The organism is Mesorhizobium sp. M0923 (genome assembly GCF_040319365.1).
Taxonomy (GTDB): Bacteria; Pseudomonadota; Alphaproteobacteria; order Rhizobiales; family Rhizobiaceae; genus Mesorhizobium.
Genome location: NZ_JAMYNW010000001.1, coordinates 275,899 through 288,470, shown reverse-complemented (window position 1 = coordinate 288,470; position 12,572 = coordinate 275,899). Strand labels below are relative to the sequence as shown.

At 63.1% G+C, this 12,572-nt stretch carries 13 protein-coding genes; 5 read left to right on the top strand and 8 right to left on the bottom strand.

Features of this window, described 5'->3' with window-relative positions; genetic code table 11:
• Positions 1 to 61: 61 nt before the first annotated feature.
• Positions 62 to 436, bottom strand: a complete 375-nt coding sequence (gene yidD, locus NKH89_RS01385; protein WP_031194332.1) for a membrane protein insertion efficiency factor YidD — start codon at positions 434 to 436, stop codon at positions 62 to 64.
• Positions 437 to 515: 79 nt separating this feature from the next.
• Entirely contained in the window at positions 516 to 683 is a 168-nt protein-coding gene (locus NKH89_RS01380; protein ID WP_352482166.1) for a hypothetical protein, read from the bottom strand.
• A 92-nt stretch (positions 684 to 775) separates the two neighbouring features.
• Here NKH89_RS01380 and NKH89_RS01375 point away from each other — a divergent pair, with 92 nt between their 5' ends.
• Complete coding sequence (locus tag NKH89_RS01375; protein ID WP_023720145.1) at positions 776 to 1,690, top strand: LysR substrate-binding domain-containing protein; 915 nt, start codon at positions 776 to 778, stop codon at positions 1,688 to 1,690.
• Here the strand turns inward: NKH89_RS01375 and NKH89_RS01370 are convergent.
• The gene (locus tag NKH89_RS01370; RefSeq protein ID WP_023720146.1) at positions 1,687 to 2,133 is read right to left on the bottom strand and encodes an iron-sulfur cluster assembly scaffold protein; all 447 of its coding nucleotides are present in this window, start codon (positions 2,131 to 2,133) and stop codon (positions 1,687 to 1,689) included. The two genes, NKH89_RS01375 and NKH89_RS01370, sit on opposite strands and share 4 nt — an antisense overlap.
• 240 nt (positions 2,134 to 2,373) lie before the next feature.
• Between NKH89_RS01370 and folE the strand changes: the two genes are divergently transcribed.
• The 3 genes from folE (at position 2,374) to NKH89_RS01355 (ending at position 4,573) form a co-directional block, all read left to right on the top strand.
• The gene (folE, locus tag NKH89_RS01365; protein ID WP_352482163.1) at positions 2,374 to 3,036 is read left to right on the top strand and encodes a GTP cyclohydrolase I FolE; all 663 of its coding nucleotides are present in this window, start codon (positions 2,374 to 2,376) and stop codon (positions 3,034 to 3,036) included.
• Positions 3,037 to 3,046: 10 nt separating this feature from the next.
• Positions 3,047 to 3,517 (top strand): phosphoribosyl-AMP cyclohydrolase, encoded by a 471-nt coding sequence (hisI, locus tag NKH89_RS01360; RefSeq protein WP_352482161.1) that lies wholly within the window; start codon positions 3,047 to 3,049, stop codon positions 3,515 to 3,517.
• Positions 3,518 to 3,601: 84 nt separating this feature from the next.
• A complete protein-coding gene (locus tag NKH89_RS01355; protein WP_352482159.1) occupies positions 3,602 to 4,573 on the top strand; it encodes a patatin family protein in 972 nt (323 codons plus the stop codon).
• A 20-nt stretch (positions 4,574 to 4,593) separates the two neighbouring features.
• On the opposite strand, the gene recJ is transcribed toward NKH89_RS01355, so the two are convergent.
• From recJ to NKH89_RS01330, 5 genes are all read right to left on the bottom strand, one after another.
• Positions 4,594 to 6,378, bottom strand: coding sequence for a single-stranded-DNA-specific exonuclease RecJ (recJ, locus tag NKH89_RS01350; RefSeq protein WP_352482157.1), 1,785 nt, complete (start codon positions 6,376 to 6,378; stop codon positions 4,594 to 4,596).
• Positions 6,379 to 6,438: 60 nt separating this feature from the next.
• Positions 6,439 to 7,422 (bottom strand): class II fructose-bisphosphatase, encoded by a 984-nt coding sequence (glpX, locus tag NKH89_RS01345; protein ID WP_023720150.1) that lies wholly within the window; start codon positions 7,420 to 7,422, stop codon positions 6,439 to 6,441.
• 199 nt (positions 7,423 to 7,621) lie between these two features.
• Positions 7,622 to 8,935 (bottom strand): homoserine dehydrogenase, encoded by a 1,314-nt coding sequence (locus tag NKH89_RS01340; protein WP_352482155.1) that lies wholly within the window; start codon positions 8,933 to 8,935, stop codon positions 7,622 to 7,624.
• 41 nt (positions 8,936 to 8,976) lie between these two features.
• On the bottom strand, positions 8,977 to 10,194 hold the full coding sequence (locus NKH89_RS01335) for an LL-diaminopimelate aminotransferase (RefSeq protein WP_352466981.1): 1,218 nt from the start codon (positions 10,192 to 10,194) through the stop codon (positions 8,977 to 8,979).
• Between the two features lie 40 nt (positions 10,195 to 10,234).
• Positions 10,235 to 10,567, bottom strand: a complete 333-nt coding sequence (locus NKH89_RS01330) for a hypothetical protein (protein ID WP_352482154.1) — start codon at positions 10,565 to 10,567, stop codon at positions 10,235 to 10,237.
• Between the two features lie 151 nt (positions 10,568 to 10,718).
• On the opposite strand from NKH89_RS01330, the gene NKH89_RS01325 reads away from it, so the two are divergent.
• On the top strand, positions 10,719 to 12,554 hold the full coding sequence (locus tag NKH89_RS01325) for a PHA/PHB synthase family protein (RefSeq protein ID WP_352495375.1): 1,836 nt from the start codon (positions 10,719 to 10,721) through the stop codon (positions 12,552 to 12,554).
• Positions 12,555 to 12,572: the final 18 nt, after the last annotated feature.

The window sequence follows — 12,572 nt, the reverse complement described above, 5'->3', positions numbered from 1 at the left end:
AGCTGCGGTTAACCCTACCAGATCGTAAACAGCGGTGCGGTTGTGTAACGAACAGTTGCGGTCAACTGTCTAGGTCGCCACGTTTTTTCCCGATCCGCCAGTACCGCCACGGCGCAAACCAGACATAGCGCTCAGCCAGGGTTTCGGGCACGCGGTCGATGCCATGCGTCCCTAACGGCCCGCAGCGCAGCACGCGAAAGAATCCCATCCAGCCGCCGGCCCATAGTCCATGCCGGGCGATCGCTTCGTGCGCGTATTCGGAACAGGTCGGCAGATGCCGGCAGGAATTGCCCACAAAGCCGGACAGCGTCAGCTGGTAGAGCCGGACGAGCGACGTGCCGAAGACGCGGCCCGGCGTCTTGCGCCACGGGCCGGGCCAGTTGCGTCCTTGTCGAATCGGCCTGGCGCCGTGCGCATGCCGATGTTGGCCGACCACCACAGTCTCCGCGTCGCGATTCCCTTCAGGATAGATGTGCGCATCGGGCCGGGAACGCAATGCCGTTCCGGCAATCCCGTCACTGCCTCGAACGGCGAACCGGGTACCGGTCGGGCGTCGGCTTCCGACATGCGGCGACGCTGGTCGGCGGCCTCCCCTCGCACCAGTCGCCATGCGGTTTCTCGTCATGCCATTGAAATGTCGCGATCCGCACGACATCGCTCAGGATGTTGAGAAACTGGATCATGGCAGCACTCCTTTGAGCACCGATTAGAGCGCCGCTGGCCTTGCTCTTCAAACGAGTATAACGTCGACGTCAGATAACTCTGAGTTATGCGAATGAAGCGCGGACGCCTCCCCCTGACGGCTCTTAGAAGCTTCGAAGCAGCCGGTCGTCACCTGAGCTTCAGCCGTGCGGCCGAGGAGCTTTATGTTTCGCAGGCGGCGATCAGCCGCCAGATCCGCGAGCTCGAAACATTCCTGCGCCAACCTTTGTTCTTCCGCCATCATCGCCGCGTCGAATTGACCGACACCGGCCGGCGGCTGCTCGACCAGTTGGTCAGAAGTTTCGGGGGCATCGACAGGCTGCTTTCGGAATTGACGGCGGCCCCGACGCAGTCCGTGGTCCGTGTCAGCGTCGAGCCGTCGCTTGCATCCGTATGGCTGGTGCCGCGGCTCAACCGATTTCGCCAGTTGCGACCCGATATCGACGTTTCCCTTGAGGTCGACCCGAGGTTGATAGAGTTCCGCAGCGATCAGCCTGAACTTGCTCTACGCTTCAGTGCACACGCCACTTCATGGCCACGCAGCGAAGCCGAACAGCTTGCCTCGGTCGTCGATTCACCGGTTCTGTCGCCGGCGCTTCTTGCGTCCGGGCCAGCTCTGGAAAAACCGATCGACCTTGGTCGCTATACATTGCTGCACGAAGAAAACCGTCAGGCTTGGACGCGCTGGTTCGAAGCGGCCGGCGTGACCCCTGAAGCCGTGCCTGCGCGTGGACCGATGCTGGCGGATGCCTCGCTTTCGAAACAGGCAGCCTTGCTTGGACATGGTGTCGCACTGGGCGATCTTTTGCAGATCGGCGAAGAACTTGCGTCCGGCGCGCTGGTCAAGCCTTTCGACATCGACGTTGCGTCCGGCGCCTATTGGCTGGTGGCCAGAAGACTGAATGACCTTTCCGAGCCTGCCAGGGCTTTTGCCGACTGGGTCCGGGCGGAATTCGCCGAAAGCCGGCGTTTTCTTGCCGAGGTTTAGGCCGCCTGTTCCGCCCGCTTCTTCTCGATCTGGCCGATCGCATCGACCACCGCGTCGAAGGTCAGCATGGTCGAGGCGTGGCGCGCCTTGTAGTCGCGCACCGGTTCCAGGTATTTCAGGTCGGCGAAGCGGCCTTCGGGCGGCGGGCCATTTTCCTTCAGCATTTTTAGCATCGTCTCGCGCACGCTGCGCAGTTCTTCCGCGCTGGCGCCGACGACATGCTGCGCCATGATCGAAGACGACGCCTGGCCAAGCGCACAGGCCTTCACGTCATGCGCGAAATCGCTGACGACGCCGTCATCCATCTTCAGATCGACGGTCACTGTCGAGCCGCACAGCTTGGAATGTGCTCGTGCGGTTGCGTCGGGCCGGTCGAGCCGACCGATCCGTGCGATATTTCCGGCAAAACCCAGAATTTTCGCATTGTAGACATCGTCGATCATATTTTTCCAATCCGTCGCCGCCCAGCGAACAGCGATTGCCGCTCTGGCGTCTTCCTTTCGCTCGGCACGAACATATATAATGGTCGTAGTCGGGTATCGACAAGGCGACCGCAAGTCTCGTCCTGCCCAAATCTGTTCACGCCACTTACGGGCTGGAAACCGGGCGAGTTTCTAACACCCGAAAGGTCGTGGTCCGTTCAACTCGTTCCTCCTGAGAGAGGAACTACGGGAGACGCCTTTATGGACGCCGTTATCAAGAAACTCATGCCGCAGTCGGCCTATATGGAAAAGCCGGTCACCGACCGGCCGAGTGAGGCCGAAGTCGAAGCCGCGGTGCGCACCTTGTTGCGCTGGACCGGCGACAATCCTGAGCGCGAGGGCCTGATCGACACGCCGAAGCGCGTCACCAAGGCGTTCCGCGAAATGTTCAACGGCTACGATATGTGCCCGGCCGAGGAGCTTGGCCGCACCTTCGAGGAAGTCGCCGGCTATGACGACCTCGTCATAGTCAAGGACATCACGTTCCACTCGCATTGCGAGCATCACATGGTGCCGATCATCGGCAAGGCGCATGTCGGCTATCTGCCTGACGGCAAGGTTGTCGGCCTGTCCAAGATCGCGCGCGTCGTCGACATCTTTGCCCACCGCCTGCAGACCCAGGAAGCGATGACTGCGCAGATTGCCGGCGTCATCCAGGACGTGCTCAATCCGCGCGGCGTCGCCGTCATGCTCGAGGCCGAGCATATGTGCATGGCCATGCGCGGCATCCGCAAACAGGGCTCCACCACGCTGACCTCGACCTTCACCGGCGTCTTCAAGGATACACCTGAAGAGCAGGTCCGCTTCGTCACCATGGTGCGCGGCGGCGGAACTGATCAGACCCGCGCCGCCCTCGCTAAATAGGGACCGGCGAATGTCGGCATTGGAATTCCCGAAAGCTCCATCTGACAAGAAGGCACTCGAGGAAGGCACCGTCCTTTCACCGCGCTTCGATGCCGGCGGCCTCGTCACTGTCGTCGTCACCGATGCCGAAAACGGCATGCTGCTGATGGTCGCGCATATGAATGCCGAGGCGCTGGCGCTGACACTCGAGACCGGCATCGCGCACTACTGGTCGCGTTCGCGCAACGCGCTGTGGAAGAAGGGCGAAACCTCGGGCAATGTCCAGCAGGTCGTCGAGATGCTCACAGATTGTGACCAGGACGCGATATGGTTGCGCGTCAAAGTGCTGGGTCACGAAGCAACTTGTCACACCGGCCGACGTTCATGCTTTTATCGGACGGTGGGGCTGAGCGATGGCAAAGGGACGCTTGCCAACGACGGCAGCAAGCCGCTGTTCGATGCGGAAAAAACGTATCGAAAGCCCAAAACACCATCAGTATGAACCATTCGCAGCACTTCAGCCACGTATATTCATGATTTCGATACGGCCCGCCTGTAGGATGACCGTGGGACAAGGGAGATTGTGATGCTCGACTGGGCGTCATTGCGCAACAGACCTGACGTTCGGGAGGCCAATGGCCTCTCCTCGGCCGCAGGCGCATCCGAAACCAAATCTCCAGGTAAAACAGGGATCTCGCTGGCATTGGGCGGCGGCTGTGCGCGCGGCTGGGCGCATATCGGCGTGCTGCGCGCGCTTGACGAAGCCGGCATCGAAGTGTCGATGATCGCCGGCACCTCGATCGGCGCGCTGGTCGGCGGCTGCTATGTTGCCGGCAAACTTGACGAGCTGGAAGAATTCGCGCGCAGCCTGACCAGGCGGCGCATTTTTGGCCTTCTCGACCTCAATCTACGCGGCAGCGGCCTGTTCGGTGGCATGAAGCTCGATGCACGGCTGCGCGAGCACATAGCCGGCATCCGCTTCGAGGACCTGCCAAAACCGTTCGTCTGCGTCGCTGCCGAAATCCGCACCGGCCATGAAATCTGGCTGTCGAGCGGCTCGTTGAGTACCGCCATGCGCGCCTCCTACGCGCTGCCCGGCGTGTTCGAGCCGGTCGCCTGCAACGGGCGCGTGCTGGTCGACGGCGCACTGGTCAATCCGGTGCCGGTCTCGGTCTGCCGTGCCTACGAGCAGCCGCTCGTGGTTGCAGTGAACCTTCACTACGATCTGTTCGGCCGCGCCGCAGTGATCAAGCACAGCGCAGGCGAGCTGATCGTCGAGAGAGACGCGCCAAGGGGTGGCCACGCCGATCCCGAACGTCAGTCGCGCGAGACGCGGCTCGGCATCACCGGCGTCATGGTCGAAGCCTTCAACATCATCCAGGACCGCATTTCGCGCGCCAGGCTGGCCGGCGACCCGCCGGACATGTCGCTGCAGCCGAAGCTCAGCCATATCGGCCTGACCGAATTCCACCGCGCCGACGAAGCGATCCGTATCGGCTACCAGGCAACGATGGCGCAAATCGGCGAACTGACCCGGCTGCAGACCGTCCTCGCTTAGGCCGAGCGGTCAGCGAACTCTCAGGCAAGCGCCGCGTCGACGATACGAAACTGCACCGTGCGGTTGCCGTTCCAGTGATTGCCCGACAATGAGCCGGCGACGTGCACCGGTTTGCCCCTGTTCTTGAACAGGAATTCGCCAAGCGCAGTATCGACGGCGCGAAAGGCGATCGCCTGGATGCGGCCGCCGCTTTCCGACTGCAGGTCGGCGCGGATATGGTTGGTGCCGACCGCCCGCGCATCAACCAGCCGGTGACGCGGCAGCGCGAACACCGGCGCGACATGCCCGGCGCCGAACGGCCCTGCCCGCTCAAGCGCATCGAGCAGCGCAAGCGTCGCGCCCTCGGCGGCAAGCGCGCCGTCGATCGCCAGGCTCTCCTCGCCTTGCAGCCGGAACACATCCACCGCAGCGCGCTCTTCGAAAAAAGCCCGGAGCGCGCCGAGCTTCGCCCGCTCGACGGTGATGCCTGCCGCCATTCCGTGGCCGCCGCCCTTGACGATCAGCCCGGCATCGGCAGCCTCGCGCACCAGCCGGCCGAGGTCGAAGCCCGACACCGAACGGCCTGACCCCGTACCGACGCCATTGGCGTTGAAGGCGATGGCAAAAGCCGGCCGTCTTGCATGGTCCTTGAGCCGCGAGGCAAGCAGGCCGACAATGCCCGGATGCCAGTTGCTGCTGGCTGTGACCACGATGGCCGGACCATTGCCGCCGGCAAGCTCGGCGTCGGCCTCTGAGCGCGCCGCGGCCAGCATCTCCTGCTCCATCGACTGCCGCTCCTGGTTGAGCCGGTCGAGCGTCTCGGCGATGGTGCGGGCCTCGACCGGGTCGTCGGTTGCAAGCAGGCGGCTGCCAAGTGCTGCGTCGCCGATGCGCCCGCCGGCGTTGATGCGCGGACCGATCAGAAAGGCCAGATGGAAAGTGCTGATCGGCTCGCCGATACGCGAGACCCGCGCCAGTGCCGCCAGCCCTTCGTTCCTCTGCTGCCGCGCCACCTGTAGCCCCTTGACCACGAAGGCCCGGTTGATGCCGGTGAGCGGCACCACGTCGCAGACGGTGCCCAGCGCCACCAGGTCGAGCAGGCCAAGCAGGTCGGGCGCTGCGGCATCCGGCAGCCGGCTGCGCAGGATCTTCGCCGTCTGTACCAGGCATAGGAAGACGACGCCGGCGGCGCAAAGATGGCCTTGCCCGGAAAGATCGTCCTCGCGATTAGGATTGACGACCGCAGCCGCCGCCGGCAACGGCCCGCCGACCTGATGGTGATCGAGCACCACGACGTCGGCGCCGGCGGCCTTCGCCGCGTCGATGGAAGCAGCACTGTTGGTGCCGCAATCGACGGTGACGATCAGCGTCGCGCCGCGCGAGACGAGTTCGCGCATCGCTTCCGGATTGGGGCCGTAACCCTCGAAGATGCGGTCCGGTATGTAGATCTCCGACGGCACCGAGAAATGTGCGAAAAAGCGCTTGAGCAGCGCCGATGAGGCGGCGCCGTCGACATCGTAGTCGCCAAAGATCGCCACCTTTTCCCTTGCCGTCACCGCCTGGGCGATGCGAGAGGCCGCCTTGTCCATGTCGGTCAGCGATGCCGGGTCGGGCAGCAGGTTGCGGATGGTCGGATCCAGGAACCGCTCGGTCTGCTCGGCAGTGACGCCGCGCCCGGCCAGCACGCGTGCCACGATGTCGGGCACGCCATAACCTTGCGCGATGGCGAGCGCAGCCATGTCCTGACGCTCGGTCAGTCGGTGTTCCCAGGAAACGCCGGTGGCCGACTGCCTGACATCTAGGAAAAAGCGTCTTTCCCCCGTCACGTGACGCGCCGTCTGCAATTTGTCATTGCGCACAATATGCAACGGCTAACTGAGTCGAAATCAAAACTTTTCCAGATCCTGGTGCCTGGCCTTGATTTCGCGCACGGTTCGCGACGACGAGCGCAGCACGATCGTGTGCGTGGTGATGAAATTGCGGCCGAACTTGACGCCGGCCAGCATATTGCCGTCGGTGACGCCGGTCGCGGCAAACAGCACGTCGCCGCGTGCCATGTCTTGCGTGTGGTAGATCCGTTTCGGGTTGGAGATCCCCATCTTCGCCGCGCGCGCCAGCTTTTCCGGCGTGTCAAGGATCAGCCTGCCCTGCATCTGGCCGCCGGTGCAGCGCAAGGCCGCCGCCGCCAGCACGCCCTCCGGCGCACCGCCGGTGCCGAGATAGATGTCGATGCCGGTTTCGTCCGGGTCGGTGGTGTGGATGACGCCGGCGACATCACCGTCGCCGATCAGCCGGATCGCGGCGCCTGTCGCCCGCACGGCTTCGATCAAGGCGCCATGGCGCGGCCGGTCGAGGATACAGGCGGTGATCTCTGCCACCGGAACGCCCTTGGCCCTGGCCAGGCTGGCAATATTTTCGGCCGGCGAGGCATCGATGTCGATGATGCCATCGGCATAGCCCGGGCCGATGGCGATCTTGTCCATATAGACGTCCGGCGCGAACAGAAGGCTGCCTTTTTCGGCAATGGCGATGACGGCCAACGCATTGGGCAGGTTCTTGGCGCAGATCGTCGTGCCTTCGAGCGGATCGAGCGCGATGTCGACAGCCGGGCCTTTGCCTGTACCGACCTCCTCGCCGATATAGAGCATCGGCGCCTCGTCGCGCTCGCCCTCGCCGATCACCACCGTGCCGTTGATGGCGAGACGATTAAGCTCCTGGCGCATGGCGTCGACCGCGACCTGATCGGCGGCTTTCTCGTCGCCGCGTCCGCGCAATCTGGCGGCCGCGACCGCGGCGCGTTCGGTGACGCGCACCAATTCCATGGTCAGTATCCGGTCGAGGCCGGCGACAATGTTCTGGGCCACATTCATCGATGGATAATCCTCGTTGGCACTTTGTTTCTATGCATGTCGTTGTCCCAAAACCGCCGCACACTTTTGGGCGACATGCATTAGCCTCCCGCCAGAGACGCGCTTCTTGTGTCAAAGCCTCGTGACAACAGCAAGACCTGCGCTGGACCTTTTTGAAAGCGCAGCAATATCAATCGATTAAAGGCAAAACTTGAGACTGCTATCCGGCCCGCTCGATGCGGATGACTTGCGGCTTGTCGGTCAGAAGGCTGTCCCTGGTGATGCCGTCGACGGCCTTGCGCACCGCCGCCTCGGTCGTCTCGTGGGTGACCAGGATGACTGTCTTCTGTGCCTCGGTTTCCGGCCCTGCGGCATGTTGCACGATCGATTCCAGCGAAATGTCGTTGTCGGCCATGCGTTTGGCGATCGCGGCGAAAACGCCGAGGCGGTCGTGCACGGTCAGCCGGATGAAATAACCGCCGGCATGGCTGCGCATCTGCGCCTTTTTGTAGGGCTTCAATTCCTTCGCCGGCCGGCCGAAGACCGGGCCATGCTGGAAGCCAGGCCGGCTCTTGGCAATGTCGGCAATGTCGCCGATCACCGCCGAAGCGGTGGCGTTGCCGCCGGCACCGGGGCCGGAAAGCAGCAATTCGCCGAGGATGTCGGTTTCGATCGCGACCGCATTGGTGACACCGTGCACCTGCGCGATGACCGAGGCCGTCGGCACCATGGTCGGGTGAACGCGCTGCTCGATACCGCTTTCGGTGCGTTGGGCGACGCCAAGCAGCTTGATCCGGTAGCCGAGATCGCCGGCCGCGCGGATATCGGCCTGGCTGATGTTGGAGATGCCCTCCATGTAGATGTCATTGGCCGCAATCCTCGTGCCGAAGGCAAGGCTGGTCAGGATCGACAGCTTGTGCGCGGTGTCGTGGCCCTCGATGTCGAAGGTCGGGTCGGCTTCGGCATAGCCCAGCCGCTGGGCGTCCTTCAGGCAGGCATCAAAGGACAGGCCCTCGGCTTCCATGCGCGTCAAAATATAATTGCAGGTGCCGTTGAGGATGCCGAAGACGCGGGTCACCGAATTGCCGGCCATCGCCTCGCGCATCGTCTTGATGACCGGAATGCCGCCGGCCACCGCCGCTTCGTAGTTGAGCAGCACGCCCCTCTTTTCCGCGATCTCGGCCAGTGACACGCCGTGCTTGGCAAGCAGTGCCTTGTTGGCGGTGACGACATGGCGGCCGGCCTCGAGCGCCGCCTTCACCGAGGATCGTGCCGCGCCCTCGTCGCCGCCGATCAGTTCGACGAATACATCGATCTCGGCGGTCTGGGCCATCTTGACGGCGTCGTCGAACCACAGTGCTGTGCCAAAATCAACGCCGCGGTCGCGTTTGGGATCGCGGGCCGAGACCGCTGACACGACGATCTCGCGGCCGCACTGCCGCGTCAGTTCCGCCGCCTTGTCGCGCAGCACGCGAGCCACCGACGCACCGACGGTGCCGAGGCCGGCAATTCCAACACGCAACGCTTCAGCCATGTCCGGCGACGCCCCATTCGGTCGATTGATGTGTAGAAAACTCAGCGATGCGCGGCGAGCGGTACGACGTTATTCGGCTGCTTGGCGCTGGATGCGAGGAAGCGCTTGATGTTGCGCGCTGCCTGACGGATCCGGTGCTCGTTTTCGACCAGCGCGATGCGCACGTGATCGTCGCCATGCTCGCCGAAGCCGACGCCCGGCGCCACCGCGACGTCGGCGTGCTCGATCAGGAGCTTGGAGAATTCGAGCGAGCCGAGGTGCTTGAACGGCTCCGGGATCGGCGCCCAGGCGAACATCGACGCCGCCGGTGCGGGAATGGTCCAGCCGGCACGGCTGAAGGCGTCGACCATGACATCGCGGCGTTTGCGGTAGACGTCGCGCACTTCGGCGATATCGGCTCCGTCGCCGTTGAGTGCATGCGCGGCCGCCACCTGGATCGGCGTGAAGGCGCCGTAGTCGAGATAGGATTTCACCCGCGTCAGCGCCGAGATCAGCCTTTCATTGCCGACGGCAAAACCCATGCGCCAGCCCGGCATCGAAAAGGTCTTCGACATCGAGGTGAACTCGACTGCGACGTCGATGGCGCCCGGCACCTGCAGCACCGAAGGCGGCGGATTGCCGTCGAAATAGATCTCGGAATAGGCAAGGTCTGACAGGATGATGATGTCGTTCTTCCGGGCGAAAGCCACCACCTCCTTGTAGAAATCGAGCGAGGCGACCAGTGCCGTCGGGTTGGACGGATAATTGAGAATCAGCGCCAGCGGCTTCGGGATCGAATGGCGGATGCCGCGCTCCAGTGCCGGGATGAAACCGTCGTCCGGTTCGGCCTGCAGCGAGCGGATGACGCCGCCCGACATGATGAAGCCGAAGGCGTGGATCGGATAGGTCGGATTGGGGCACAGGATCACATCGCCGGGGGCGGTGATCGCCTGCGCCATATTGGCAAAACCCTCCTTCGAGCCGAGCGTCGCCACCACCTGGCTGTCCGGGTCGAGCTTCACGCCGAAACGGCGGGCATAATAATTGGCTTGGGCACGGCGCAGGCCCGGAATGCCGCGCGACGACGAATAGCGGTGCGTGCGCGGATCACGCACTACCTCGCAGAGTTTGTCGACGATGGCCTTGGGCGTCGGCAGGTCCGGATTGCCCATGCCAAGGTCGATGATGTCGGCGCCACGCGAGCGGGCACTGGCCTTCAGCCGGTTGACCTGTTCGAAGACATAGGGCGGAAGCCGGCGGACCTTGTGAAATTCTTCCATGGCAGTTCCAGACAGTGAGGTTGCGGTCGCGCGTATAAGCTTATTTGCAATTAGGGTCGAGAGCGGGGTCGCATTTGCCTTCGATCTGCTTCAGCGCCTCGGCGCCGTGTTTTTTTGCCAGCTGGTCCAGCGCAGCCTGGTCCGCGACCTTGACGCCGCCGCCCTTCGCGGCCTGGCCCTGCTCCTCGGCCTTCAGCTGGGCGAGCTTGGCGTTCTTTTCCTCGTCGGTGAATTGCTCGGCCGCCACCTGCGGCGGGATGTTCAGGTTCGGGTAGGAACCGGTGTCCTTCGCCCCGACAAGGCCGGTGGCGGGCGCTGCACCTTCTATGTTGCTGCTCGTGCAACCGGCCATCGCCAGCAGGACGAGCGCCATGCGGCAAAAACGACCAGTGCCGGAAAAAACGTTCGTGCCAATATTAATCGTCATATTGTTTTCCTGGCGGCCGGGTTAGAGCACGTTGGACCCTGTCCGATATCCCATGGTAATATGTCAACAAAACGCTTCGGGAGGAACCCCGCGAACCATGTCCAAAACACCCGATTCGGGCAAAGCGGAAGATGACCAACCTTCGACCGTCGAGCAATATCTGGTTAAGGACCCGGAACGCTTCGCTCTGAACATGGCCCGCATGATCGAGCAGGCCGGCAAGGCCGCCTCGGCATGGGCCGAGCCGCGGGAAAAGGGCGAGGTGCGCGATCATGTCGCCGAGCCGGTCGTCGACATGGTGAAGACGTTCTCCAAACTCACCGAATACTGGCTCTCCGACCCGCAGCGCGCGCTGGAGGCACAGACACGATTGTTTTCCGGCTATATGGCCGTCTGGGCCAATGCCGTTCAGCGCATCGGCGCCGGTGCCGAGGAGACCGAGGATGCGGTCAAGCCCGAGCGCGGCGACAAGCGTTTCCAGGACCCGGAATGGGGCCGCAACGCCTTTTTCGATTTCCTCAAACAAGCCTATCTCGTCACCTCGCGCTGGGCGGCCGAACTGGTCGAGCACGCCGACGGTCTGGACGAGCACACCCGCCACAAGGCCAGCTTTTATGTCAGGCAGGTGTCCAACGCCATCTCGCCGTCGAATTTCATCCTGACCAATCCGGAATTGTTTCGCGAGACCGTCGCCTCGAACGGCGAAAATCTGGTGCGCGGCATGAAGATGCTGGCCGAGGACATTGCCGCAGGCAAGGGCGACCTGAAGCTGCGGCAGGCCGATTACTCACCCTTCGAGATCGGCAAGAATCTCGCCACCACCCCCGGCAAGGTGGTCGGCCGCAGCGACGTCGCTGAAATCCTGCAATACGAGCCGGCGACCGACACCGTGCTCAAGCGGCCGCTGCTGATCTGCCCGCCATGGATCAACAAATACTACATCCTCGACCTCAACCCGCAAAAATCCTTCATCCGCTGGGCGGTCGAGCAAGGCCACACGGTCTTCGTCATCTCCTGGATCAATCCGGACGAGCGGCACGGCACCAAGAGCTGGGAGGCCTATATCAGGGAGGGCCTGCAATACGGCCTCGACACGATTGAAAAGGCCACCGGCGAAAAGGACGTCAATGCCATCGGCTATTGCGTCGGCGGCACGCTGTTGGCGGCAGCGCTGGCCTTGATGGCGCAGGAAGGCGACCACCGCATCAAATCGGCGACCTTCTTCACCACGCAGGTCGATTTCACCTATGCCGGCGACTTGAAAGTGTTCGTCGATGAGGAGCAAGTCGCGGCCGTTGAAAAGGCAATGAGCGAAAAAGGCTATCTCGACGGCACGAGGATGGCGACCGCCTTCAACATGCTGCGCTCGGGCGACCTGATCTGGCCCTATGTCGTCAACAATTACATGCGCGGCAAGGATCCCCTGCCCTTCGACCTGCTCTACTGGAACGCCGATTCGACCCGCATGGGCGCTGCCAACCATTCCTTCTATTTGCGCAATTGCTATCTTGAGAACAGGCTTTCGCAAGGCATGATGGAGTTGGCGGGCCGCACGGTTTCGCTGAAGGACGTCACCATCCCGGTCTACAACCTCGCCTCGAAGGAGGATCACATCGCGCCGGCGCTGTCGGTGTTCCTCGGCTCGAAATATTTCGGCGGCAAGGTCGACTACGTCGTGGCCGGCTCCGGCCACATCGCCGGCGTCGTCAATCCGCCGGCGGCGCAGAAATACCACTACTGGACCGGCGGCAAGCCGGCTGGCGACTTCGACCAGTGGTTCGCCGGGGCCACTGACCATCCCGGCTCCTGGTGGCCGCACTGGCAGCGCTGGATCGAAGCCAGGGACAATACCCGCGTACTGGCCCGCAAACCGGGCGAGCATATGCAAGTTCTAGGCGAAGCCCCCGGCACCTATGTCAAGGTGCGTGTGTAACCATCTGTAATGTGTGGT